Source organism: Pseudomonas sp. Irchel 3H9 (genome assembly GCF_900187495.1).
Taxonomy (GTDB): domain Bacteria; phylum Pseudomonadota; class Gammaproteobacteria; order Pseudomonadales; family Pseudomonadaceae; genus Aquipseudomonas; species Aquipseudomonas sivasensis.
In genome coordinates this window covers 67,331-91,325 of the sequence record NZ_FYDK01000010.1, presented here as the reverse complement: position 1 = coordinate 91,325, position 23,995 = coordinate 67,331, and the positions used below count along the sequence as shown (strand labels likewise).

Below are 23,995 nucleotides of genomic sequence, written 5' to 3'. Positions count from 1 at the left end.
ACATTGGCAGGCCTAGGCGCCTGCCCACGCAAGGAATGCGCAGATGGACGATACTTCCGGCAACAACCCGCTGGACCATGATTTTTCCCACCTTAACGCCGACATGTTGCATGCCGTACTGGAGCTGGTCAGCGACGGCATCTGGGACTGGAACGCCAATACCGGGTTCGTCTACCGCAACCCAGGCTGGTACGAAATGCTGGGCTACCCTCGCCATTCCCTGGAAAACAACGTATTTACCTGGGAAAACGTTATCCATCCGGACGATTACCCCCGTGTGATGACGGTGTTCGATGACTACGTCCACCAGCGTACCCCTCACTACCAAACCGAATACCGTTGCCGCAAAAAAGATGGCAGCTACCTATGGATCGAGGATCGCGGCTATGTCATTGCGCGCAATGAGGACGGCTCGGTAGCTCGGATGGTGGGCGCCCATCGCGACATCGATCTGCGCAAATCCTCCGTTGAACAGTTGGAGCGACGCAATCAATCCCTTGAGGCACTGGTGGCCGAGCGGACGCGCGAGCTGTCGCGGGTCAATCAGCAATTACAACTACAGCTGAACGAGAACCGCTCCCTGGCCGAACGGGACGCCCTCACTCTCGTCGCCAACCGCTACCGCCTGGAAAAAGTCCTGCTGGAAGAGTGCGGCCGCGCACAACGTTTTCGCCTGCCGTTGGCATTGATCGCGGTGGATATCGATGACTTCAAACCAATCAATGACCGACATGGCCACGGCGTGGGCGACCAAACCCTGGTGCACGTCGTGGAATGCCTGGAGAGGTGCATTCGCCCAGGCGACCTGCTGGCTCGGTGGGGAGGTGATGAGTTTATGGTGGTGCTGCCCAAAAGCTCACTGGAAACCGCCAGGGCGTTGGCTGAGAACATCTGCCGAACGATGCGCAAGATCCCGATGCGCGGAGATCTCACCGTCACCCTGAGCCTGGGCGTGGCCGAGCGGCGCATGGATGAATCTCCCGCCGCCCTGATGGCGCGTGCCGACCAGGCACTGTATCGCGCCAAAGCGGCGGGGAAAGATGGGGTGTCGGAGTAGTTCAAGCCCGTCAACGCACTGGCGGCGGGTACTGAATGCCGCCTCTGCTCCACAGCGCATTGAGGCCGCGCTTGACGGGTTCAGCGCGTTGCCACAAACGACTTTTGGCAATGGCTCCTTCCGATTTGGAATGACCCGGCGACTTTATTTCGTTTGCGACAAGGGCTGGCCTGCGGCTTAGATAAAACGACGCCCGCCACTGCCGAGTCCGAGATTCATGAGCCGCGAAACCATCAGCCAGTCGATTTCCATCGTTCATCCCATCAGCCTCAGCCACGGCAAGAACGCCGAAGTCTGGGACACCACGGGCAAGCGCTATATCGATTTTGTCGGCGGCATCGGCGTGCTTAACCTCGGCCATTGCCATCCCGGTGTGGTGGAGGCTATTCGTGAACAAGCGACGAAGTTGACCCACTATGCGTTCAACGCCGCGCCGCACACGCCGTACATCGAACTCATGGATCGCCTGACAGCGTTTATCCCAGTGAACTACCCCGTCAGCGGCATGCTCACCAACAGCGGCGCGGAAGCCGCGGAAAATGCCTTGAAGATCGTCCGCGGCGCCACCGGCCGCACTGCAGTGATCGCCTTTGACGGTGCCTTCCACGGCCGCACCCTGGCCACTCTCAACCTCAATGGCAAAGTGGCGCCCTACAAACAAAAGGTCGGCGTCCTGCCCGGCCCGGTGTATCACCTGCCCTACCCCAGCGCCGATAACGGCGTGAGCTGCGCTGAGGCACTGAAGGCTATGGATCGACTGTTCAGTGTGGAAATCGATATCAGCGACGTAGCCTGTTTCATCATCGAACCGGTGCAGGGCGAAGCCGGATTCCTCGCCTTGGATATCGAGTTCGCTCAGGCGCTGCGGCGCTTTTGCGATGAACACGACATCCTGTTGATCGCTGACGAAATCCAATCCGGCTTCGGCCGAACCGGCCAGCGTTTTGCCTTCTCGCGCCTGGGGATAGAACCGGACCTGATCCTGCTCGGCAAAAGCATCGCCGGCGGCGTCCCCTTGGGCGCAGTGGTCGGGCGCAAGACGTTGATGGATAACCTGCCCAAAGGTGGGTTGGGCGGTACGTACTCCGGCAACCCCATTGCCTGCGCAGCGGCGCTGGCCACCCTCGATGCAATGACCGATGAGCATTTGCAGGAGTGGGGCTCGCAGCAGGAAGAAGCGATCGTCGGCCGTTATGAAGCCTGGCGTTCGCAGCGCCTGTCGCCGTACCTGGGCCGCCTGACCGGCGTCGGCGCCATGCGCGGCATCGAACTGACCAGCACCGACGGCACGCCAGCGCCTCAGCAACTGACCCAATTGTTGAGCCTGGCGCGAGACGCCGGGTTGCTATTGATGCCCAGCGGCAGGTCGCGGCACATCATTCGCCTGTTGGCGCCACTGACCATTGAGCCTGCGGTGCTGGAAGAAGGACTGGATATTCTTCAAGCGTGCCTCAAGCAATTGGTTTAACGCCCGTATCCGCCGGTCGGCAGCCTTGCGCCGCGATAGGGGCATTGTGCTGCCTTGACCTGATCCCCCTCCCCCCTGAAAATGCGCGACGCTTTTTTGTCTTCCCCGTTTACTGAAGTAGTGAAATTTCAATGTCCGATTCTTACACCGAACACTCCGCCGAAGAATCCGTAGTCGCCTTGCACGCCAAAGCTGAATACGAAAACGCCATCAATCTTTCACAGCACGTGCCAGCCGCCAAGATCATCAGCGAGATGGTGCTGGACGCCTTTCACACCTCCAAGGAAAGCGACCAGATCCGCGAACTGCGCGTCGCCATCCGCCAGGCCCACGACGCCTTCGACGACGACAAGGCCTACGACCTGATGGGCCAGCTCAAGCAGCTCAAGGACGCCGAAGCCGCCGATAACATCGCGCTGGAAGACCTGAGCAGCAAATTCTCCATCAGCCGCATCCTGTCCAGCTTCAAGGACGACCCCGAGTTTCAGGAACTGGTTTACGGCCTGGCCCTCAAGGTGCTGAACCAGTCTCACCAGGCCATCAGCAACCCAAGCGCCGGCAAGGGCAAGGCGGCTCGCCCCAAGAAAGAAGCTGAAGTGTTTGTGATCAGCAAGGACGGCATCAGCGTCACGCTGCCGCTGCGCACGCCACGTTCCAAGTTGAACGTCGACCGCGAGGCGTTCGAGTTCCTGGGCTTCAGCTTTGTGGGTGAAGGCGATGAAGCCGAGCTGCAAGTCGAAAGCTTTGTGGACAACGCCGGCGTCGAGCAGCCGCTGAGCCGCAAGAGCGTGATTACTGCACTGCAACAGCAGACGGCGTTTGCGGGTTACAGCATCGCGCAGCAGTAACCAACACCCTCGGATCAATGTGGGAGTCCTCTCCCACATTTTTTTTGCGCGGTATCAGCTGGCGCCCTGAATCTGCGCCGCAAACACTTCGCGAAACCGCGCCATCTCCCGCTTATTCCCCACCGTGACCCGCACCCACTGCGGCCAGTTTTCCCACACTCGTCCGATCAGTACGCCGTGGGCGGCCAGTGTGTCGATGACCTGCTCTGCCGGGCGCTTCACGTCAATCATGAAGCAGTTGGCCTGGGATGCCGTGCAAGTGAAGCCACGGCCCTTAAGCCAGGTGATGGTTTCTTCGCGCAGTTGCGCGTTGAGCGCCTTGCGTTGGGGCAGCACCTTCACATCCTCCAGGCTGGCGAGGCCGCCGAGCAAGGACGAGCCGGCCGGGACGTTGTCGCCGCCGAATACCGCCAAGCGCTCCAGCAGCGCCGGATGGCCGATCGCCAGGCCCAGGCGAGCGCCGGCCATGCCGTAGATTTTCGAGAAGGTACGCAGCACCAGCAGATCGTCGTTGTCCTTGACCCAGCTCACCACGCTTGGGGTATCGGCGAAGTCGATGTAAGCCTCATCCACCACCAGCACACAGCCTTTGGGTTTGTTCGCCAAAGCCTGGCGGATGGCCTCGGTCGGCGTCACGGTGCCCGTCGGGTTGTTGGGGTTGCACAGGTAGAGCATGCCGGCCTGGGGGTCAGCCGCGAGCATGGCCTGGACGTCGTGGGCATGCTCGGCGTTGAGGTTCACTTCTTTCACCGGCGCTTTGCGCGATTTGGCGGCCTGGCGTGGTACCTCGTAGGACGGCGTCGCCATCACCAGGCCCCGGGTTTCGCTGGTAAACGCTAGCACCGCGTAGCGCAGTGCGGCCATGGAGCCGGAAAACACCGCCACTTGATCTTCGGCAATCCCTTGTTGCTGTGCAAATAACTCGGCCAGGGCGTACATGTGTTTGTACGGATAACGCCCTGCAGTGTCGATGCCGCGCTGCATCGCTTCGCGGGCCGCTGCCGAGGGCCCGTAGGGACTTTCGTTGTAGTTGAGCAGCACTTTGTCAGTCTTGGTTGCCGACGACGCGGCCACCGCCCAATCCAGGCGCCCGAGTAAAGGCAGGGCGGCGCTGAGGGCGAGAAGGGATCGACGACTAACGCTGACCATGGTGACTACTCCTTGTAGGCGGATGATGGATTCGCACTGCTCGTACAAGTGAGTATGACGAGACAATACGCAGCGGATTTAACCGAGCGCCCATGAAAAAGCCCCGTACGACTTTCGACGACGGGGCTTTTTCATGGGCGGGCTTTCAGTGCTCCCAATAGTCCGCGATGGGGTATTTGGCACACAAATGCTCAAGTTCAGAGCGCAATTGCGCCTGCGCAGTGGGATCGAAGTGGTACTCGTATTCACCAAGCGGCGTCACCTGGTTGAGTACCCGGCACACCAGATCGACGACTTGCCGACAGCCATCGGCATCCACATTGCGTTGGGCCATGGAACCTGTGCCAATACACAGGCCGCTGGCAACGGCAGACGAACGGGTCTCGCCGGGTACGCGACTTTTATTCACAACGATTCCGCAGCCTTCCAACGCCGACTCAGCGATGGCACCGGTCATGTCCCCGCGCAAACGAATCAACACCGTATGGTTTTCGCTGCGCCCACCGACGACGTCATAGTCATGGGCCTGAAACGCGTAGGCCGCTTCGTCGGCCAGGGCGCGAACCCGCCCCATGCAAACGTCGAATTCCGCCGTCATTGCGTAGCCGAGCGCCGCGGCTTTTGCGGCGATCATGTTGACCGCCGGCGCGCCCTGCATACGCGGGAAGACGGCTTGATCCAGCACACGGCTGAAAGTCGCCTTCAAGCCAGGCACCTTGGTATGGGCGTCGCGACCGGACAGGATCAGCCCACCACGCGGGCCACCCAACTGTTTGTGAGTGCAAGTGGTCGTGACGTGAGCCGCGTTAATCGGGCTGGGGTGGCGACCGGTCACAACCAGCCCTGCGATATGGGAAATATCGGCCAACAGGATCGCGCCTGCTTCATCGGCAATCGCACGAAACCGCTCGAAATCCAGCACACGCGAATAAGCCGATGCGCCGCAAATGATGATCCGTGGACGATGGGCCAGCGCCAGGCTGCGCACCTGCTCGTAATCGATAAGGCCCTCGGCAGTGGTGCCGTAGCGAATCGCTTTGTAGTAGGCCCCGGTAAACACGGCGGGGCTGCCGTGGGTCAGGTGACCTCCGTGATCGTGGGCCATGCCCAGCAAGGTATCACCCGGCTCAAGCAGGGCGGACAACACTTGAGCGTTGGCGTTGGAACCCGAGTGCGATTGCACACCGGCGTAGTGGGCGTCGAACAGTTCACGCGCCCTGCGGATCGCCAGGGACTCAACCAGATCGACATTCTCGCAGCCGGCGCGATGACGCTTGCCGGGCGCGCCCTCAGCAGTAACGTTGACCAGTGCGGACGCGGAAGCCGCCAGGGTGCGAGGCTTGACTGCACAGGAGGACGCGACCAATGACAGCGTGCGATGTTGGCGCGCCACTTCGGCGTCCAGCAACATCGCCAGTTCCAGGTCCTCGGCGCGCAAGTCCGCCATGCCTCGGCGCAACAGGTCAGCCTGATCCTGCAGGTGTACGGTATTGAATGCCATGGCGGGTGTCCTTTCCTTGGTCGCTGCGTATCAGTTCGTCCTGAACCGTGGCGTTCAATTAAACAGGAAATTAAACATTTTCCAAATTAAATGTTCGCTTTTGTCCCCCCTTACCGAGCGGATGGCCATTTGCCTTGCGCAATGCGGATCCCTCGCATCCGGGACTTTATTGTTAGGTCGCACGCGTGCAACACTTGCGCCCGCCGCGACGTATGAAACGCCCTGGATGGGCGTTTCACTGTTGAAACAATCTATACGGCGTCTTCAAAGATCGACGGTTTTTACTATAGGGAAGTGGTGAGCGCGTGATGCACAGACGAGAAAAAACCGAGCATTTGAAGAGCAACATCAAGTACTTGATCAAGAGCCGTGGCGAGACCCAGCTGTCGCTGTGCAACGCCGCCGGCCTGACCCGCACTACGATCTACAACATCCTCGAAGGCAAGGTCGTCAATGTTCAGCAGTCGACCCTGCGCAAGATTTCCGACTTCTTCGGCGTGTCCTACGAAGAAATCGAGACCATCGATTTTGAAGCCAAGGAAATCATCGAGAGCAGTGCCTCGCCCCAAGGCAACATGAACCCCGCAGCCGTGCCGGTGCTCAAGCAAAGCCAGGTCATGCAGCACTTGGATAAGCGCATTGGCGAACTGGCTACCCTCTTCCCGCTCACGTACTACTTCGGCACCTCCCACAACCTGATCGGCGTGCGACTGGAGCGCCCTATACCGGGTGCGAATGAGCCGGGTGACCTGTTGATCATCCAGAAGGGTTCGTCGAGCGACGATAAGGAAAAACTGGTGTTCGACAGGGCTACCCACACGCTGTTCATCAGCCGTGAAGCCTGCGCCAGCTCAGAACGTCTGTGTGTACTGGGGGATATCATTGAGGAGCGCTTCAATGACCACGTATGAAAGCGAGATCGAAAACAGCAAATACAAACTGCTGGGCTTCGAAAATGACAAGCGCCTGGCGGTGATCATGATCATCGCCACGGGCAAGATCATTCGGGTCAAGTTGAGCGAAGTCTTAAACAGCGAAATCATGGATAACTTGAATAAAATGGAAGTTAAAAACCTGTACAAGAAGTACTACTCCCAAGCGGGCACGGTGACGGCGTACGACCTCAACGATCGCAATGAAAGTTCGTGGATGATCTACATCATCCTCAACCTGCTGCTCTTCACCTTTTACATCTTCACCAGCATTGCCGCGACGAAACCGATCTACATCGAGTCCCTCGACATCATCGTTACGCCGGGCACTTTCCTATACCCGCTGACCTTCCTGATCGTGGATCTGCTCAACGAAAACTTTGGCCTGAGGCTCGCCAGGAAGGCCATCCTGTTTGCCTTTGCCAGCAACGCGATGATCATCATTTTGCTCTACGGCTCCACCTTCTTACCCGGCTTGCCCGGTTGGAAACTCGACGGTCCCTATAACGATGTGATTGTGCAGGTGTCGTCGGTGTTGATCGCGTCGTCGGTGTCGTTCCTGGTGTCGGAAAACATTAACTCGTATTTGCTGTGCAAGATCAAAGAGCTGACTAATTCCAAATACCTATACCTGCGCATCTTCCTCAGTACGTTCTTTGCGGTGATTATCGACAGCTTCCTGTTCTGCTTTATTGCGTTCTACGGCGCCATGCAGACCAGCGATATCCTGAGCATGATCTATGTACAGATCGCAATTAAGGTGGGCTTTGCGTTCTTTAATATTCTGCCGGCCTATGGCGCGCGTTCGTTGTTCAAGCGCTATATCACCGGCAACGCTGCCTGATTGAAACACGCCGATGGGCCTTGCCCATCGGCTTCATCACCTTAGTTCAGCTGCAACTTCTGCTTCAGGTTCTGCATGACATCCGTCTTGTTCTGCAGGTATTCATTCAAGCCCCGTGCACGCAGGTTGCACGCATCACACTCGCCACAGCCACTGCCGAGGACGCCGTTGTAACAGGTCAGGGTCTGCTGGCGGACCAAGTCCAGTTGCTGGTGGTAATCGGCCAAGGCCCAGGTCTCGGCCTTGTTCAGCCACATCAGCGGGGTTTCCAGGCGCACGTCGTATTCCATGCCCAGCTTGAGTGCCTGATTCAGCGCCTTGACGAATTCATCGCGGCAGTCCGGATAACCGGAGAAGTCGGTTTCGCACACGCCTGTAATGACGGTCTCGGCTTTCACCTGGTAGGCGTAGATTGCCGCCAGGGTCAGAAACAGAATATTGCGCCCCGGCACAAAGGTGCTGGGCAGGCTTTCACCTGAGCTGTTCACGGTCGGCACAGGAATGTTGTCGCGGGTCAGGCTGCTGATGGCCAGCTCGTTGAGCAACGACACGTCCATCACTTTGTGAACGGTGGCCCCCAACTGCTTGGCAAGCTGCTGGGCGACTTCGACTTCCGCCACATGGCGTTGGCCGTAGTCGAAGGTAATGCAGTGCACTTCATCGTAGTGCGGCAGTGCGTGGATTAAACAGGTGGTGGAGTCTTGTCCGCCACTGAACACGATTACGGCTTTTTTACTCATCGTTCTGCGTCCTGCATGGGTAGGATGTGGGCATAGTTTAAAGGTCACTCAATAAAAAACCCCGCGCTTCTTTCGAAGGCGGGGCCTTTTGCTACTCAGACACTCAGTGTGCGTAGGTCAGCAACAGCTCTTTCGGCACTTGGAAATCCAGGGACATCATCACGCTGAGCGCGGTGATGGTGAAAATCGAGAACACGAACAGCTTGCGCGCCCAGACGGTGTCATCCACCGCCTTGTAGCCTGTCCAGGCCATGTACAACCAGTACATGCCCATGGCAGCCGCGACGGCGAGGTAGCTCATGCCGGCGTAGCCACTGAAGGTCAACATCAAGGTCGCCACGAGGAAAGCCAGGATGTAGAGCAGGATGTGTTTCTTGGCAACCTGGATGCCACGCTTGACCGGCAAAACCGGAATCGATGCAGCCAGGTAGTCGTTGAAACGGAAGATCGCGATGGCGTAGGAATGCGGCATCTGCCACAGGCTGAACATCACCAGCAGCACCAGCGCGGCCATGTCGAAGCTATTGGTTACAGCCACATAACCAATCACCGGCGGCATCGCCCCCGACAGACTGCCCACCAGCGTGCCGTGAACCGACTTGCGCTTGAGGTACAGGCTGTAGAGGCCGACGTAGATGACAAAGCCGATCACGGCAAACAGCGCCGCCAACGGGTTGGCCACCTTGTACAACAGTGCCACACCGGCAACACCCAAAACGGTCGCGTAGATCAGTGCCAGCTTCAGGGAGATAAGGCCCTGGACCAGCACGCGATTCTTGGTGCGCTCCATCTTGATATCGATGTCACGGTCGATGCAGTTGTTGAAGACACAACCGGAAGCAACCACCAGGGACGTACCGATCATCGCAGCCAGGAAGATGGCCAGATCGACATGTCCCTTGGAGGCCAGGAAGAAACCGCCCGCCACAGAAAGCACGTTACCGAAAATGATCCCCGGTTTGGTGATTTGGATAAAGTGCTTAAGCGACATCGGGTCTTACCTCACTTCGCCATCATGAACGTATGGATGCTGAACATGATCCATATCGACAAGCCAACCAGCAGCAGGATTACTAAGCCTGCGAACACGAACGCAATCACGTTATCGCGCTGCTCTTTAGAACGATCCAGGTGCAGGAAGTACACCAGGTGAACCAGGACCTGAATCACCGCGAATGCCAATACGATCATCAAGGTGATCGACTTCGGCAGGGTCGGGTACATCACCAGACCGAACGGGATGAGCGTCAGGATTACCGACAGGATGAAGCCAATGGCGTACGACTTAACGCTGCCGTGGCTCGAATCATGGCTGTCATGGTCATGGGAGTGTGCATTAGCCATTACAGAGTCCCCATCAGGTAAACAACGGTGAAGACGCAGATCCAGACCACGTCCAGGAAGTGCCAGAACAGGCTCAGGCAAGTCAGGCGAGTCTTGTTGGTGTTGGTCAGGCCGTGTTTATTGACCTGATACATCATCACCGCCATCCACAGCAGGCCGGCAGTAACGTGCAGACCGTGGGTGCCGACCAGCGTGAAGAACGCCGACAGGAAACCGGAACGGTGCGGGCCGTAGCCTTCGGAGATCAACAGGTGGAACTCGTTGATCTCCATGCCGATGAAGCCCAGGCCGAACAGGAAGGTCATACCCAACCAGGTCAGCACGCCTTTCTTGTTGCCCTTGTAGAAGGCCAACATGGCGAAGCCGTAGGTGATCGAACTGAACAACAGCAAGGCGGTTTCGCCAAGCACGTAAGGCAGTTCGAAGATGTCGTGGCCCGACGGGCCACCCGCTACGTTGTTTACCAGTACCGCGTACACCGCGAAGATCGACGCAAACAAGATGCAGTCGGTCATCAGGTAGAGCCAGAAACCGAAAACGGTCATCGGCCCCGAGTCGTGGTGATGGTCATCGTGCCCATGGTCATCGACATGGGCGTGTCCAGCATTGGTCACTAAGTTCGACATGGTTTAAGCCTGTTCCAACGAGGTTTCTACACGGTTGGCCGGGATTTTCTTCTCGGCGACCAGGCGAGCGTGCTGCTCGGCTTCGATGCGCTCGATCGTTTCGACCGGCACCATGTAGCCTTGATCATCACGTGCTGCGTGGACAATGAAGTAGCCGATGGTGCCCACCAGGCTCACGATTGCCAGCCACCAGATGTGCCAGATCATCGCGAAACCGAACACGGTCAACAGCGCACCCATCACCACGCCAGTGGCGGTGTTGCTTGGCATGTGGATCGGCTCGTAGTGCTTAGGACGCTGGTACGCAGTACCGTCTTCCTTGGCTTCGGTGAACGCATCAATGGTGTTCGCAGTAGGGATCACGGCGAAGTTGTAGAACGGCGGCGGCGACGAAGTCGACCATTCCAGGGTGTGGCCATTCCATGGGTCGCCGGAGTCGCAAGCGTTCTGCTTACGGTCACGGATGCTCACGTACAGTTGGATCAACTGGCAGGCGATACCCACAGCGATCATGATTGCACCGAACATGGCAACGTACAGGTACGGCACCCACTCAGGGTTGGTAGTAGCGTTCAGACGACGGGTCATGCCCATGAAGCCCAGTGCATAGAGCGGCATGAACGCGACGAAGAAGCCCGAGATCCAGAACCAGAATGCAGCCTTGCCCCAACCTTCGTGCAGCTTGAAGCCGAACGCTTTCGGGAAGTAGAAGCTGAAACCAGCGATGTAACCGAATACAGCGCCACCGATGATCACGTTGTGGAAGTGAGCGATCACGAACAGGCTGTTGTGCAGTACGAAGTCAGCACCCGGGATGGCCAGCAGTACGCCGGTCATGCCGCCGATGGCGAAGGTCACCATGAAGCCCAGGGTCCACAGAACCTGGCTGGTCATGCGCAGACGACCGTGATAGATGGTGAACAGCCAGTTGAATAGCTTCACCCCCGTCGGAATGGAAATCAGCATCGTCGCCAGGCCGAAGAAGGCGTTGACGCTGGCCCCCGAGCCCATGGTGAAGAAGTGGTGCAGCCAAACCATGAAGCCCAGTACCGAGATCGCGCCCGATGCATAAACCATCGAGTGGTGACCGAACAGGCGCTTGCCGGTAAAGGTCGAGATCACTTCGGAGAAGATACCGAACGCTGGCAGGATCAGGATGTACACCTCAGGGTGACCCCATGCCCAGAACAGGTTCACGTACATCATTGGATTGCCACCAAGTTCATTGGTGAAAATGTGGAAATCCAGGTAACGGTCAAGCGACAGCAGCGCCATGGTAGCGGCCAGGATCGGGAACGAAGCCACGATCAGGACGTTGGCCCAGGTGCAGGTCCAGGTGAAGATCGGCATGTCCATCAGTTTCATGCCAGGGGCGCGCATTTTCAGGACGGTGGCCAGGAAGTTGACCCCCGTCAGCGTCGTCCCGAGTCCTGATAACTGTAGCGCCCAGATGTAGTAGTCCACACCCACGCCAGGGCTGTACTGGATACCCGACAATGGCGGATACGCAACCCAACCGGTCTTGGCGAATTCGCCGACGCCCAGGGACACGTTGATCAGCACAACGCCGGATACCAGCAGCCAGAAGCTCAGGGAGTTCAGGAACGGGTAGGCAACGTCACGGGCACCGATCTGCAGCGGCACAGCAAGGTTCATCAGGCCGGTGAAGAAAGGCATCGCCATGAAGATGATCATGATCACACCGTGGGCGGTGAAGATCTGGTCATAGTGTTCAGGCGGCAGGTAGCCAGGCGAACCTTCGGTGGCCATGGCCAACTGGGTACGCATCATGATGGCGTCGGCAAAACCACGCAGCAGCATGACCATGGCAACGATGATGTACATCACGCCGATTTTCTTGTGGTCGACCGACGTCAGCCACTCGGTCCACAGGTAGGTCCACTTCTTGAAATAAGTGATTGCTGCAAACAGTGCCAGACCACCCAGCGCGATCATGGCGATGGTAATCATCACAATCGGCTCGTGGAACGGGACCGCATCCCAACTTAATTTACCAAACATCGTTTACTCCTCTGCCCCAGCAGTTGAATGCGAGCCCGTGTCAGAACCTTCAACCGCGGCCACTTCTTTCTTCTCGTGCTTGACCGGCTTGCCTGGCTTCATACCTTCGTACTTGTCGACGATTTTCTGAAACAGGTTCGGCTCATACGCGGAGTACAGAGCGACTGGGTTGTTCTGGCTTGGTTTGGTCAGGGCGTCGTATTCAGCTTGATCAAGCTGTTTAGGTGCGGCCTTGACTTCGGCTACCCAGGCGTTGAAATCTTCCTGGCTCGTCGAGATCGCTTTGAATTTCATGCCGGTGAAGCCAGCGCCGCTGTAGTTCGCGGAGATGCCTTCCATTTCAGCTTTTTCGTTCGCGATCAGGTGCAGACGGGTCTGCATGCCTGCCATCGCGTAGATCTGGCCACCCAGGGCTGGGATGAAGAACGAGTTCATCACGGCGTCGGAGGTGATCCGGAAGTTAAGCGGGGTGTTCTCCGGGAACCGGATCTGGTTAACCGTGGCGATACCCAGGTCCGGGTAGATGAACAGCCACTTCCAGTCCAGCGCGACCACTTCGATGTTGATCGGCTTGACGTCGGACTCCAGCGGACGGTACGGGTCCAACTCGTGGGTCGACTTATAGGTGATGTAACCCAGGGCGATGATGATGAGGATCGGAACCAGCCACACCGCGATTTCGATCTTGGTGGAGTGCGACCACTTAGGCGCGTAGGTCGCGTTGGTGTTCGACGCGCGGTATTTCCAGGCGAAGGCGAAGGTCATGATGATCACAGGCACCACAACCAACAGCATCAGCAGGGTGGCAGTGATGATCAGGTTTCGTTGATCCAGACCGATCTGTCCTTTTGGGTCCATCAAGGTCCACTTGCAGCCTCCCAGCATTAACATCATGCCAAGCAGCGGCAAAAAGCCTAGTAATCGGGGGTACCTGTTTTTACTCATCTCACGACCTCTAAAGCAGCTTGCGCAATGCAGTTGGGTTTTGATCGCCAACACTTCACCCTGCCAAGGGTTGGCATTTCTCTTCGATTGAATAAGAGCCTGCCCGGCACGCCATAACGGAGCGTTTCACGGACCTGCGGTGAGTTCTTATTCGATTTCGTGGTTAAAGGCCTTGTTACAGACCAATTCCGTTTGGTGCGGATAGTTGAAAGGCTGCCGGAACCTTGGGGTCGCACAGAGCCATCCATCTGCCCCTCGACCGCTCCAGTGCTCAAATATTGAACAGCACGGGACATTCAGTGCGTGCGATTGTAGTTAGCTAGCGATGTATAAACCATGTCTTATAAAGAAATAATTTTTATCGATTACAGCAATAATCCTTCACCGATATTGCAACGGTTCGCGATTTTATCGCGTTCGATTCTCAACAAAAACCACAAAAATTGCGGTGTTATAGGCTGAACCGCCACGGCCTTCAGTCGTCGTAAGGGCATGCAAAACCTATCTAACCCCCCAGAAAACAAGGCATTGGGACATCACGCAAAGGTGTGTCCGCCGCGAGGTGCGCAACGTTGTCCAGACCACGAACTGACAGCACACCTTGGGCGTTTTTTGCAAATTTAAGCGATGGCTTCGCGGAGCAGAAACGTCCTGCGGCGGCCTCTGTGTGACAACATGTCGCACGCTTCGCGCACCCTCAGTTGTCCCGTGTCACGCTCTATTCACAAAAGCCTACAAACAAAAACGCCCCGGCCTTCGTCAAAGAAGGACCGGGGCGTTTGACAGTTGGGTTCAGGCCTTGCGCTGGCGATTGCGATAGATGCCCAGCGGCACCAGGATCACCGTCAGCACGAACGCCACCAAGGCCCACTGCGCCAGGGACAGGCCTAGCACCGGCGGGTACGGCGTGCTGCAGAAGCCATCGACCTGAAAGCCCAGCGGGAAGACCTTGGCCAGGGGCAGGTCATCGACGATGGGTTGCAGCACATCGATGCCGCAGCTGACCTGCGGGAAGAACTGGGTGTACACGTGGTGACCCGCTGCGGCCACCCCGCCAACGGCGCTGAGGATCACCAGCCCTTCGAAAAAGGTCAGGGCACCCTTGGTGCGCATGGCTGCGCCGATGAACGCGAAGATCGCAATCAACAACAAGGCATAGCGTTGCAGGATGCACAGCGGGCACGGCGCCTCGCCCAGCACCACCTGCATGTACAACGCCCCACCGATCAGCGCCAGGCAGATGATGCCCAGCAACACCAGAAAGCGCCGCTCCCTGCCTAAACGCAATTCGTCACTCATCCCCGTATCCCTTTGTTTGGTTGTGCCAATGGCCGCAAGTTTACACACAGAGAGTGGTTTAAACAGAGGGGGGTTAACGGGGGATTAATCTGAAGAAATAGAGAGCCAAATGTGGGAAGGGGCTTGCCCTCCATAGCAGTGGATCAGCCAGCTTATCTTCAGCTGACACACCGCTATCGAGGACAAGCCCCCTCCCACATTTTGACCGTGTTATTCCAAGGCAGCAGCCGGGCCGAAGAACTCGTAGCGGCTTTGCTTCTCGGGCACACCCAGGGCCTTGAGGTGGCGCTTGATTGCGGCCATGAAACCTTTAGGTCCGAGGAAGTACGCGTCCAGGTCACGCTCTTGCGGCAACCAGGCCTGCAACTGCTCCAGACTCAAGAGCCCAACGTTATCCGCCGCAGGGCTTACACCGTCATCCTCGGCATAGCAATAGAAGCGCTTGAGTTGCGGGTGCTTCGCGGCGAGCGCGTCCACCCAATCGCGAAACGCGTGCACCCCGCCGTTACGCGCGCAGTGGATAAAATGCACCGGACGCTGGGTGGCCAGAGCGGCTTCAAGCATCGGCAGGGTCGGCGTGATGCCCACGCCGCCGCTGATCAGCACCAACGGTTTATCGCTGGCCTGCAGGATGAACTCACCCGACGGCGGGAACAGGTCGATGGTTGCGCCGACGTGCAACTGGTCATGCAGGTAGCTGGACACCCGGCCACCGGCTTCGCGCTTGACGCTGATGCGATACTGTCCGGCATCGCTTAGGGCCGACAGGGAATAGTTGCGGCGCACTTCTTCACCGTCGAGCACCAGCTTCATACCGATGTATTGGCCTGGCGCAGCGGCAAGGATCGGACCGTTATCCACAGGCGCGAAATAGAAAGAGACGATCTCGGCACTCTCCTCCACTCGCTTGACCAACGTAAACGCCCGCGCACCGCGCCAGCCGCCGGGGGCCTGGGCTTTCTCTTCGTAGATGGCGGCTTCGGCACCGATCAGAATGTCGGCCAACTGGCCATAGGCGGCGCCCCAGGCCTTCATCACCTCAGGCGTGGCAATCTCGCTACCCAGCACTTCGGAAATCGCCCGCAGCAGGCAGGCGCCCACGATCGGGTAGTGCTCCGGCAGGATCTGCAACGCCACATGCTTGTTGATGATCTTCGCCACCAAGTCGCCCAGTTGGTCGAGCTGGTCGATATGCCGCGCGTACATCAACACGCCGTTGGCCAAGGCGCGAGGCTGGTCGCCGCTGGCTTGGTGGGTCTGGTTGAACAGCGGGCGCACCTCAGGGTACTCGGAGAGCATCATGCGGTAGAAATGGGTGATCAGCGCCTCACCGCCACTTTCCAGCAGGGGCACGGTGGATTTGACGATGGCACGGTCTTGGGCACTAAGCATGGGAGCCTCCTGGGCTTCTTTACTGATTACCCTTAGCTACTCAGTATTCATGCCAACTAATAAATCGTTAATTTTCAATACCTTAAACATTGTGTAGTCAGTATGACCTCCTACACTCTATAGTCATAAGGACTACAAGGAGTCATTATGACTGCGCAATCATTGCTCACCACCCTCCTGCCCTTGGTCGCCGACCTGTCCCGCGACCTGCCCGAAGGCGAGCGCTATCGCCGCCTGTTGCAAGCCATGCGTGCCCTGCTGCCGTGCGACGCCGCAGCGTTGCTGCGCCTGGACGGTGAATGGCTGGTGCCGCTGGCAGTAGACGGGTTGAGCGCCGACACCTTGGGCCGACGCTTCAAGGTGAGCGAGCACCCGCGCTTCGCCGTCCTGCTCGGCAGCCCCGGCCCGACGCGCTTTGACAGCGACAGTGAATTGCCCGACCCCTACGACGGCCTGGTCGATGGCCTGCACGGACACTTGGAAGTGCACGACTGCATGGGCTGCCCGTTGTTTGTCGACGACCAGCCCTGGGGCCTGCTGACCCTGGATGCCCTCGACACCGAACGTTTCGAACGGGTTGAACTGGACGCCCTGCAAGCCTTCGCCAGCCTCGCTGCCGCCACCGTCAACGTCGCCGAACGCATCGAGCGCCTGGCGCTGCGCGCTGAAGACGAACACCAACGTGCCGAGATCTACCGTCAAGCCAGCGGCCAGCAGCACAAGGAAATGATCGGCCAGAGCAAAAGCCACAAACGCTTGGTCGAGGAAATCAAACTGGTGGGCGGCAGCGACCTCACCGTGCTGATCACCGGCGAAACCGGAGTGGGCAAGGAATTGGTGGCCCAGGCTATCCACGCGGCATCCAATCGTGCGGATAAACCGCTCATCAGCCTCAACTGCGCCGCCCTGCCGGAGACGCTGGTGGAGAGCGAGTTGTTCGGCCACGTACGCGGAGCCTTTACCGGCGCGCTCAATGAGCGTCGCGGCAAGTTCGAACTGGCCAACGGCGGCACCTTGTTCCTGGATGAAGTAGGCGAACTGTCGCTGACCGTGCAAGCCAAGCTGCTGCGGGTGCTGCAAAGCGGTCAGTTGCAGCGCCTCGGTTCGGACAAGGAGCATCAGGTTGACGTACGCCTGATCGCCGCCACCAACCGCGACCTCGCCGACGAAGTCCGCAACGGCCACTACCGCGCCGATTTCTACCACCGTCTGAGCGTATACCCGCTGCAAGTGCCGTCACTGCGCGAACGCGGGCGCGATGTGTTGCTGCTGGCGGGCTTCTTCCTCGAACAGAACCGCTCACGCATGGGCCTGGGCAGTCTGCGGCTGACCAGCGATGCCCAGGCCGCGCTTTTGGCCTATAACTGGCCGGGGAATGTGCGGGAGCTGGAACACTTGATCGGACGCAGCGCGTTGAAGGCATTGGGCAACTGTCGCGAACGGCCGAGGATTCTGAGCTTGAGTGCCCTGGATCTGGACTTGCCGACGGTGAATGCGCCGGTCATCGAAGCACAGGCTCAAGCCGCACCCGTGGTCACCGGCGACCTGCGCCAGGCCACCGAAGACTATCAACGCCAGATCATCAGCGCCTGCCTGGAACGCCACCAACACAACTGGGCCAGCGCGGCCCGCGAACTGGGCCTGGACCGCGCCAACCTGGGCCGCATGGCCAAGCGCCTCGGACTGAAATAGCAAGGACAGCTCGGCCAAATGTATGCAATGCAGGGAATGTGGGAGGGGGCTTGCCCCCGATAGCGGTGGGCCAGCTATAGAGGGGCTGGCTGACACACTGCCCTCGGGGGCACGCCCCCTCCCCCATTAGACTGTCTTCGCCTGGAAGACCGGACTGGCAGACTTAGGCTTACGAAACACCAACACATTGCCCAACATCACCAGCACCAACCCCGCCAACGCGGGCGCGGTCCATTGGTAGCCCTCGGCAAACGCTGACACATTCAGCGCCACCACCGGGAACAGCACCGTGCAATACGCTGCCCGCTCCGGCCCCATGCGCCCAACCAGGGTCAGGTAGGCCGTAAAGCCGATCACCGAACCCGGAATCACCAGGTACCACAGCGCGCCGATGTACCGTGCGCTCCAGTCCATCTCAAACGGAATGCCCCGCACCACACAGTAGGTCGCCAGCATCAAGGAGCCGTACAACATGCCCCAGGCATTGGTGGTCAGCGGCCGCAAGCCGGCCTTCTGTTGCAGGCTCGACAGCATATTGCCGGCCGAGAAACACATCGTCCCCAGTAACGCCAGACCCAAGCCGAACAAGGTCTGCGGACTGGCGGTGTGTCCCACCAGTTCCGGCCAGAACAGCAAGCCCAAGCCCGCCAACCCGAGGCCACCGCCCATCAACACGTTACGTGCCACGCGTTGGCCGAAAAACACCCGGGCATTCAGCGCGTTCCACAACGTGGCGGTGGAAAACACCACTGCCACCAGGCCGCTGGGAATCCACTGGCTGGCGGTCAGGAAGCACATGAAGTTGACGCAAAACAGGCACAGCCCCTGCGCCAGGCAGATCAGATGCCCGCGCCGGTTCATCACCTGCAACTTGCGGCTGAGCAGCAACAACGCAAACAACACCAACGCCGCCAAGCCAAAGCGATAGACGATGGACACAGGAATGGCCACTACGCCCAATTGCCATTTGAGGGCGATCCAGGTGGTGCCCCAGATCAGCACGGTGAGTAAATACAGGGAAAGGTTCATAGCGGGCTCCATCGGTTGAGCCACAGTGTCGCCCTCAACCAGCGCCGAGCTCTTGCACATTCTTGCGCTTTTGTCGGGCGGTGGGCTCACAGCGCCCACCTCGCGGAGTAGGATGCAAGGCGTCGGAGAACACACCATGTCAGATCTGGAATCCCTACAAGTCTTTCAAGCCCTTAACCGCTCGCCCAACGCACGCCTTGAAGCCTGCGCCGAGCTCGGTGACGGCTTGTCGGCAGCTTTGTGGAGCAACCATCACGATTCCCAGGACTACCAGGCGCCAAGCCATCACACCTTATCCTGCTACATCGGCGGTGGCACTGGCACCTTTCGGCGTGACCAGCCGGGCACCAAGGGCGGCCCCGACAAGCTGTGTATCCTGCCCGCCGAGCATCAGTCGGCGTGGGTGATCAACGGTGAAATCCGCCTGGCCCACGTGTATTTCAGCCCAGAGCAATTTGCCCTCGGTTGCGTCACCCTGCTCGACCGCGAACCGCGCGCCCTGGAACTGCGCGAAAGCACCTTTCTGCAAGACGACAGCCAGGCCAGACGCTTCCACCAGTTGATCGCGCTCAACTGGCAGGAGCCCGCCGAACGCCTGCTGACCAGCAGCCTGGCCCATGAAATGCTCAGCCACACCCTGCTCAGCCAGGTAGGCGCCCGCGAAGGCCTGCGTTTGAAAGGTGGTTTAGCGGCGTACCAGCGACGGCTGTTGGTGGACTACATTGACCAGCACCTGGAAGACCCCATCAGCCTCGGGCAACTGGCTGGCCTGTGCGCGCTGTCGGAATACCATTTTGCGCGGATGTTCCGCCAAAGCTTCGGCCTGCCGCCCCATCAGTACTTACTGGCGCGTCGGCTGACCCGCGCGCAACACCTGCTGCGCAGCGGTGCCCTGCCTTTGGGCGAGATTGCCTTGCTGTGCGGTTTTTCCAGTGCCAGTCACTTCACTCATCGCTTCCGCCAGGCCATGGGCGCCACGCCCGGCGACTACCGTCAGGCGTTCATTTAAACCATCAAGCCCAACGTCTTGGCCTTGGCCACCGCCTGAGTTCGCCGCTCGACGCCCAGCTTGCTGTGGATGCGCCGCGCGTGAGTCTTGACGGTGTGCAGGGAGATAAACAGCCGGTCGGCAATTTCCAGGTTGGAGCTGCCCAGGGCGATCAGTTGCAGCACCTCCAATTCACGCTGGCTCAAGGGGTTTTCTACCGTGCCGGGGGTTGACGCCTGGGGTTCCATGCCCAGCTCGCTCAACAGTCCCGGCGAGCGCAAACGCAGTTCACGAATCGCTTGTTGCACCTGACAACGCCCGGCCAGTTCCAGGCCGGTTTGCAGCGAACGGCGCGCCAAGGCAGCATCGCCCAGTTGCCAAGCGACTTCGCCCAGCACCAGGTGCAGCTCGGTTTCCAGGCAGAGCATGCCGCGCTGATGGGTGGTTTCCAGCAACGCGTTGAGCCGTGCCACAGGTTGATCGGCGCAGCCCAGTTTCACCTCCGCCAGCACCAGCAGGTATTCCAGGCGTGGAATCAGTTCCAGGGTGGCCGGTGGCGCCTGTTTGGCCTGGGGGCCACGGAAGTGGCGCAGCACACGGCGCACCGCTTCCACGGTCAATTCGGCGCGGCCTTGCTGCAACCAGAAATGCCCACTGACCAACAACAGCACCGCCCGGTATACCGTGTCCGGCACCTGGCGCTGCTGCATCAGCCGTTCGGCGTCGCGCAGTTGCACAAAGGCCTGGGCGTAATCACCCCGGTTGGCGGCCAGCAAGGCCAGACCGAGAAAACCGTAGAGCACGCGTTTGTCCTGGCTGTGCAGGCACATCTTCAGGCCAGTCTCGAAACAGTCGGCGGCCAAGCTGTCCTGGCCCTGGCGCAGCGCCAAGTGCCCGCGCCGCAAAGCAATGCGCCCAACCAGTGGCCCGGCCTTGAGCCGCTGCTTGAGTAACATCGCCTGCACCGTTTCCAGCAGGCTTTGCGCCCGATACGGCGCGCCACGCTGTTCCAGCAATTGCGCGTGATCCAACTCCAGCAACGCCTCCAGCACCAACGAACCATGGGCGCGCGCCAGGCACAGCGCTTCGCGGTTCAGGCCTTGGGCCGCGTCCAGTTCACCGCGCAGCAAGGCTTGTTGGGTCAGCCCCGACAGGCACATCAGGCGCGAAGTCCAGGCGCTCTCGGGCAAGGCTTGCAGGGCCTCAAGAAAATGCAGACGGGAACTCTCGGCATCGCCGCCCAGGTGCAGCAACCAGCCCCACTGCGCCTGCCAGCGCGCCAGTAAATAACGCTGTTGCGCCGCCGAGGGTTGCGGGGCAAATCGAGCGAGCTGATCGATGCACGCAGCCGCCTGTTCGAAGCGCCCGGCGAACAGGAGCGCAGCAGTCACCAACCCCACCAGTTGCGCCGAGCCGAGCATCAGTTCATCGCCATGCTGCTCATGCAGGCGCAACAGCAAGACGGCGTTCTGCTGGCGGAACAGGTCCTCAAAGCTGAAGTGCTGCAAGAGGCTCACCGCCATTTCATATTCTTCGGCCAGCAGAGCCTGTTCAAAAGCGGCCTGCCAATCCTGCTCGGTGCAAAACCACTGGCAAGCGCGTCGATGCCAAGAGCGCCTGGCAGGCCAGGGTTCGTTGTGCATCAGTTGCGCCAGGGGCGGGAAAACCTGCAACCAGTCGGTGTCTTCCCACGGCTCGATAAACGCGCCCAGCGCGTGTAAATCCCTCAGGTATTGGCCACCGTCGCCAGCGCCGAACAAGTGTTCGCACAGGCCAGTATTGAAGCGCGGCAGATGGGCCAGCACCCGCCAAGCCTCGGCCAACTCCGGCGGCAGCGTGCTGAACAGTTCGTGTTGTAGGTAGTCGAGCAACGTCTTATCGGGATGACCATCACCCAGCAAGGCGATGCGCACACCCGCGCACCAACCCGCGCTGAACTGCAGCACGCTGTCGACGGACTGGGCCGGCGCATGGCTGAGCAGTGCCTGGATTTCCACAGGGGTAAATGCCAGTTCGGCGCCGCACTCAAGTAACTCATCGTCGAGCAGCAGCCGAGGCCAATTGCAGGCCGGACGCCGTCGAGCGCCCAGCCACCAGGTCAGGGCCGGGCTGCTGGCGGTGAGCAGGCGATCGAGCAAGGCGTCGGTGTCTTGAGTGGGTAAGCGGCAGAAATCATCGAGGAACACCCATGCCTGGGCCTGCAAGCGGCTCAGGTCCAGCAGCAATGTGGCTTCGTCGGTAAACGTCAGGCCAAGGTTTTGCGCCAGCCGTTGGCACAGGTCGAGGGGGCTGAGCGACGCGCCATTGAGCGGCAACCAGTACACCTGGCAACCGATGGGTGCCTGCAACGCACATTCGGCGAGCAACGCGCTCTTGCCGCTGCCGCCGGGGGCGCATAACAACTTGACCCTGACCGGTGCTGCCAGTAAAGGCTCGGCCAGGCGGGGGCGAAGCAAATGATGGGCGGACAGCCGGGGCATGAATCCAGGACGGTCCAGGCAGCGTGTCATGGCGGTCATTGCTGCATCCTGCTTTTTTATTGTTATGCAACGTGATGCGTACCCTAGTCCTGTGGCGGGGGGTTGTTGAAGAAGTATTCAGCAGGGTGATTGAAGGCCATGCACAGAACCCAATGTGGGAGGGGGCTTGCCCCCGATGGCGGTGTATCAGTCAACCAATCCAGTGACTGATACTCCCTCATCGGGGGCAAGCCCCCTCCCACATTTTGACCCCGCTTCGATCCGGGATCAGCGCACGCCTTCAGCCCTCAAGGCTGCCGGAGTGTAGTCCGCTGCCTTGGCCGCGAAGCCGAACACGAAGCTGCTCTTCTCCTCGTTCTTCATGCCCAGTGCGATGTAGCGCCCCGCAATGATGTCGTACAGGGTTTCGACCGTGTAGGCCGGCACCTGGTGGTCGTAGTAGAACTGCGCATGACCTTCGGCGACGCGCCACAGTTGGCCGCGACCGTCGTAGTGATCCACCAGCGCGACTTGCCAGCTGTCTTCGTCGATGTACATGTGGCGCTTGGCGTAGATGTGCCGCTCGCTCGGTTTGACCGTGCCGACCACTTCCCACACGCGGTGCAGTTCATAGCGGGTCAGGTCCTGGTTGATGTGACCAGCCTTGATGATGTCGTCGTACTTGAGGCTCGGCGAGTCGAGCTTGTAGCTGTTATAGGGGATGTACATCTCTTTCTTGCCCACCAGCTTCCAGTCGTAGCGGTCGGGGGCCCCGGAGAACATGTCGAAGTTGTCGGTGGTACGCAGGCCGTCGGACGCGGTGCCCGGCCCGTCATAGGACACCTGCGGAGCACGGCGCACACGGCGCTGGCCGGCGTTGTAGATCCAGGCCAGGCGCGGTTCTTTCACCTGGTCGAGGGTTTCATGCACCAGCAGCACGTTGCCCGCCAGGCGCGCTGGGGCGGTGACCGATTGCTTGAAGAAGCTCAACACGTTGGCCGCCTTGGCCGCGTCGATATCCGGGATCGCTTGAGGCACCGCCACTTCTTCTTCGAAGCGGATCGGCGTGTAGCTGCCATTGGTCTGCGGGGTGGCCTGGGTGATGATGCGGCGCAGGTTACCGCCGTGGTAACGCGTGATGTGGTTCCACAGCACCTCCACGCCATTCTTGGGAATCGGGAACGCGTAGTAGCGGTTGCCGGTGAAGTTTTCCAGGCCGTTGCCGTCGTTAATCGCCTTGACGTTCAGTGCGCTGCGCTTGATCGATTCGTAGATGTCCGCCGGTAAGTTGACCGTACGGTGGCTCGGGTATACCGGAATCTTGTAGGTCTCGGGGTAGCGTTTGAACATCGCCACTTGGCCGTCGGAGAGTTTGTCTTTGTACTTGTCGACGGTGGCGGCGGTGATGACAAACAGCGGTTTTTCATTGGCGAACGGGTCGGCCAGGAAGCCTTTGCTGTCCACCGCGCCAGCGTTTTTCGGGATACCGCCAGTCCAGGCCGGGATCGAGCCGTCAGCGTTGCCGGCTTTTTCGGCACCGACCGGCGTGAGGGTGGTGCCCAGCTTGGCCGCTTCTTCCGGCGACACCGCCGCCATTACGTGAGCAGCCAACAGACTCAGGGCCAACACTGCAATTGTCTTACGCATAAGTTCTTGTCCT

General features: G+C 59.4%; 20 protein-coding genes. 7 read left to right on the top strand and 13 right to left on the bottom strand.

Annotated elements, in window-relative coordinates; genetic code table 11:
• Positions 1-43 precede the first annotated feature (43 nt).
• From CKW32_RS26550 to CKW32_RS26540, 3 genes are all read left to right on the top strand, one after another.
• The gene (locus tag CKW32_RS26550; protein WP_095186387.1) at positions 44-1,057 is read left to right on the top strand and encodes a diguanylate cyclase domain-containing protein; all 1,014 of its coding nucleotides are present in this window, start codon (positions 44-46) and stop codon (positions 1,055-1,057) included.
• A 217-nt stretch (positions 1,058-1,274) separates the two neighbouring features.
• Complete coding sequence (locus CKW32_RS26545) at positions 1,275-2,525, top strand: aspartate aminotransferase family protein (protein ID WP_095186386.1); 1,251 nt, start codon at positions 1,275-1,277, stop codon at positions 2,523-2,525.
• A 131-nt stretch (positions 2,526-2,656) separates the two neighbouring features.
• A complete protein-coding gene (locus CKW32_RS26540) occupies positions 2,657-3,373 on the top strand; it encodes a hypothetical protein (RefSeq protein ID WP_095186385.1) in 717 nt (238 codons plus the stop codon).
• A 54-nt stretch (positions 3,374-3,427) separates the two neighbouring features.
• Here the strand turns inward: CKW32_RS26540 and CKW32_RS26535 are convergent, their stop codons facing one another.
• Both CKW32_RS26535 and glyA read right to left on the bottom strand, forming a co-directional pair.
• Positions 3,428-4,522, bottom strand: coding sequence for a pyridoxal phosphate-dependent aminotransferase (locus CKW32_RS26535; RefSeq protein ID WP_095186384.1), 1,095 nt, complete (start codon positions 4,520-4,522; stop codon positions 3,428-3,430).
• Between the two features lie 145 nt (positions 4,523-4,667).
• Positions 4,668-6,023 carry a serine hydroxymethyltransferase gene (gene glyA, locus CKW32_RS26530; protein WP_095186383.1) on the bottom strand — a complete coding sequence of 452 codons (1,356 nt, stop codon included), beginning with the start codon at positions 6,021-6,023 and terminating at the stop codon, positions 4,668-4,670.
• Between the two features lie 308 nt (positions 6,024-6,331).
• On the opposite strand from glyA, the gene CKW32_RS26525 reads away from it, so the two are divergent.
• Both CKW32_RS26525 and CKW32_RS26520 read left to right on the top strand, forming a co-directional pair.
• A complete protein-coding gene (locus CKW32_RS26525) occupies positions 6,332-6,934 on the top strand; it encodes a helix-turn-helix transcriptional regulator (RefSeq protein WP_095186382.1) in 603 nt (200 codons plus the stop codon).
• Positions 6,921-7,799: a queuosine precursor transporter gene (locus CKW32_RS26520; RefSeq protein ID WP_032885624.1), complete on the top strand. Its 879-nt coding sequence runs from the start codon at positions 6,921-6,923 to the stop codon at positions 7,797-7,799. The genes CKW32_RS26525 and CKW32_RS26520 overlap by 14 nt, the downstream gene beginning before the upstream one ends.
• Before the next feature lie 41 nt (positions 7,800-7,840).
• Here the strand turns inward: CKW32_RS26520 and queC are convergent, their stop codons facing one another.
• The 8 genes from queC to hmpA form a co-directional block, all read right to left on the bottom strand.
• Entirely contained in the window at positions 7,841-8,539 is a 699-nt protein-coding gene (gene queC / locus CKW32_RS26515; RefSeq protein ID WP_032885623.1) for a 7-cyano-7-deazaguanine synthase QueC, read from the bottom strand.
• A gap of 103 nt (positions 8,540-8,642) precedes the next feature.
• Positions 8,643-9,530: a heme o synthase gene (gene cyoE / locus CKW32_RS26510; RefSeq protein WP_014719864.1), complete on the bottom strand. Its 888-nt coding sequence runs from the start codon at positions 9,528-9,530 to the stop codon at positions 8,643-8,645.
• An 11-nt stretch (positions 9,531-9,541) separates the two neighbouring features.
• On the bottom strand, positions 9,542-9,883 hold the full coding sequence (cyoD, locus tag CKW32_RS26505; RefSeq protein WP_017734785.1) for a cytochrome o ubiquinol oxidase subunit IV: 342 nt from the start codon (positions 9,881-9,883) through the stop codon (positions 9,542-9,544).
• Positions 9,883-10,509, bottom strand: coding sequence for a cytochrome o ubiquinol oxidase subunit III (locus tag CKW32_RS26500; RefSeq protein ID WP_032885622.1), 627 nt, complete (start codon positions 10,507-10,509; stop codon positions 9,883-9,885). Before CKW32_RS26500 ends, cyoD begins: the two co-directional genes overlap by 1 nt.
• A 3-nt stretch (positions 10,510-10,512) precedes the next feature.
• Complete coding sequence (gene cyoB, locus CKW32_RS26495) at positions 10,513-12,531, bottom strand: cytochrome o ubiquinol oxidase subunit I (protein WP_032885621.1); 2,019 nt, start codon at positions 12,529-12,531, stop codon at positions 10,513-10,515.
• A gap of 3 nt (positions 12,532-12,534) precedes the next feature.
• On the bottom strand, positions 12,535-13,476 hold the full coding sequence (gene cyoA / locus CKW32_RS26490; RefSeq protein ID WP_032885620.1) for a ubiquinol oxidase subunit II: 942 nt from the start codon (positions 13,474-13,476) through the stop codon (positions 12,535-12,537).
• Between the two features lie 792 nt (positions 13,477-14,268).
• The gene (locus CKW32_RS26480; RefSeq protein ID WP_032885619.1) at positions 14,269-14,775 is read right to left on the bottom strand and encodes a disulfide bond formation protein B; all 507 of its coding nucleotides are present in this window, start codon (positions 14,773-14,775) and stop codon (positions 14,269-14,271) included.
• Between the two features lie 210 nt (positions 14,776-14,985).
• Positions 14,986-16,167 (bottom strand): NO-inducible flavohemoprotein, encoded by a 1,182-nt coding sequence (gene hmpA / locus CKW32_RS26475; RefSeq protein WP_032885618.1) that lies wholly within the window; start codon positions 16,165-16,167, stop codon positions 14,986-14,988.
• 147 nt (positions 16,168-16,314) lie between these two features.
• On the opposite strand from hmpA, the gene norR reads away from it, so the two are divergent.
• Complete coding sequence (norR, locus tag CKW32_RS26470) at positions 16,315-17,859, top strand: nitric oxide reductase transcriptional regulator NorR (protein WP_095186381.1); 1,545 nt, start codon at positions 16,315-16,317, stop codon at positions 17,857-17,859.
• A gap of 126 nt (positions 17,860-17,985) precedes the next feature.
• Here norR and CKW32_RS26465 read toward each other — a convergent pair whose 3' ends face one another.
• Positions 17,986-18,888, bottom strand: coding sequence for a DMT family transporter (locus tag CKW32_RS26465; protein ID WP_095186380.1), 903 nt, complete (start codon positions 18,886-18,888; stop codon positions 17,986-17,988).
• Positions 18,889-19,024: 136 nt separating this feature from the next.
• Here CKW32_RS26465 and CKW32_RS26460 point away from each other — a divergent pair, with 136 nt between their 5' ends.
• A complete protein-coding gene (locus CKW32_RS26460) occupies positions 19,025-19,897 on the top strand; it encodes a helix-turn-helix domain-containing protein (RefSeq protein ID WP_095186379.1) in 873 nt (290 codons plus the stop codon).
• On the opposite strand, the gene CKW32_RS26455 is transcribed toward CKW32_RS26460, so the two are convergent.
• On the bottom strand, positions 19,894-22,395 hold the full coding sequence (locus tag CKW32_RS26455; protein WP_095186378.1) for a LuxR C-terminal-related transcriptional regulator: 2,502 nt from the start codon (positions 22,393-22,395) through the stop codon (positions 19,894-19,896). The two genes, CKW32_RS26460 and CKW32_RS26455, sit on opposite strands and share 4 nt — an antisense overlap.
• A gap of 228 nt (positions 22,396-22,623) precedes the next feature.
• The gene (locus CKW32_RS26450) at positions 22,624-23,982 is read right to left on the bottom strand and encodes a DUF1329 domain-containing protein (RefSeq protein WP_032885613.1); all 1,359 of its coding nucleotides are present in this window, start codon (positions 23,980-23,982) and stop codon (positions 22,624-22,626) included.
• Between the last annotated feature and the right edge of the window lie 13 nt (positions 23,983-23,995).

Bases quoted from the DNA above. Each gene is read 5' to 3' on its own strand.
- CKW32_RS26550 (WP_095186387.1), top strand. From the start codon at position 44: ATGGACGATACTTCCGGCAACAACCCGCTGGACCATGATTTTTCCCAC.
- CKW32_RS26545 (WP_095186386.1), top strand. From the start codon at position 1,275: ATGAGCCGCGAAACCATCAGCCAGTCGATTTCCATCGTTCATCCCATC.
- CKW32_RS26540 (WP_095186385.1), top strand. From the start codon at position 2,657: ATGTCCGATTCTTACACCGAACACTCCGCCGAAGAATCCGTAGTCGCC.
- CKW32_RS26535 (WP_095186384.1), bottom strand. From the start codon at position 4,522: ATGGTCAGCGTTAGTCGTCGATCCCTTCTCGCCCTCAGCGCCGCCCTG.
- glyA (WP_095186383.1), bottom strand. From the start codon at position 6,023: ATGGCATTCAATACCGTACACCTGCAGGATCAGGCTGACCTGTTGCGC.
- CKW32_RS26525 (WP_095186382.1), top strand. From the start codon at position 6,332: ATGCACAGACGAGAAAAAACCGAGCATTTGAAGAGCAACATCAAGTAC.
- CKW32_RS26520 (WP_032885624.1), top strand. From the start codon at position 6,921: ATGACCACGTATGAAAGCGAGATCGAAAACAGCAAATACAAACTGCTG.
- queC (WP_032885623.1), bottom strand. From the start codon at position 8,539: ATGAGTAAAAAAGCCGTAATCGTGTTCAGTGGCGGACAAGACTCCACC.
- cyoE (WP_014719864.1), bottom strand. From the start codon at position 9,530: ATGTCGCTTAAGCACTTTATCCAAATCACCAAACCGGGGATCATTTTC.
- cyoD (WP_017734785.1), bottom strand. From the start codon at position 9,883: ATGGCTAATGCACACTCCCATGACCATGACAGCCATGATTCGAGCCAC.
- CKW32_RS26500 (WP_032885622.1), bottom strand. From the start codon at position 10,509: ATGTCGAACTTAGTGACCAATGCTGGACACGCCCATGTCGATGACCAT.
- cyoB (WP_032885621.1), bottom strand. From the start codon at position 12,531: ATGTTTGGTAAATTAAGTTGGGATGCGGTCCCGTTCCACGAGCCGATT.
- cyoA (WP_032885620.1), bottom strand. From the start codon at position 13,476: ATGAGTAAAAACAGGTACCCCCGATTACTAGGCTTTTTGCCGCTGCTT.
- CKW32_RS26480 (WP_032885619.1), bottom strand. From the start codon at position 14,775: ATGAGTGACGAATTGCGTTTAGGCAGGGAGCGGCGCTTTCTGGTGTTG.
- hmpA (WP_032885618.1), bottom strand. From the start codon at position 16,167: ATGCTTAGTGCCCAAGACCGTGCCATCGTCAAATCCACCGTGCCCCTG.
- norR (WP_095186381.1), top strand. From the start codon at position 16,315: ATGACTGCGCAATCATTGCTCACCACCCTCCTGCCCTTGGTCGCCGAC.
- CKW32_RS26465 (WP_095186380.1), bottom strand. From the start codon at position 18,888: ATGAACCTTTCCCTGTATTTACTCACCGTGCTGATCTGGGGCACCACC.
- CKW32_RS26460 (WP_095186379.1), top strand. From the start codon at position 19,025: ATGTCAGATCTGGAATCCCTACAAGTCTTTCAAGCCCTTAACCGCTCG.
- CKW32_RS26455 (WP_095186378.1), bottom strand. From the start codon at position 22,395: ATGACCGCCATGACACGCTGCCTGGACCGTCCTGGATTCATGCCCCGG.
- CKW32_RS26450 (WP_032885613.1), bottom strand. From the start codon at position 23,982: ATGCGTAAGACAATTGCAGTGTTGGCCCTGAGTCTGTTGGCTGCTCAC.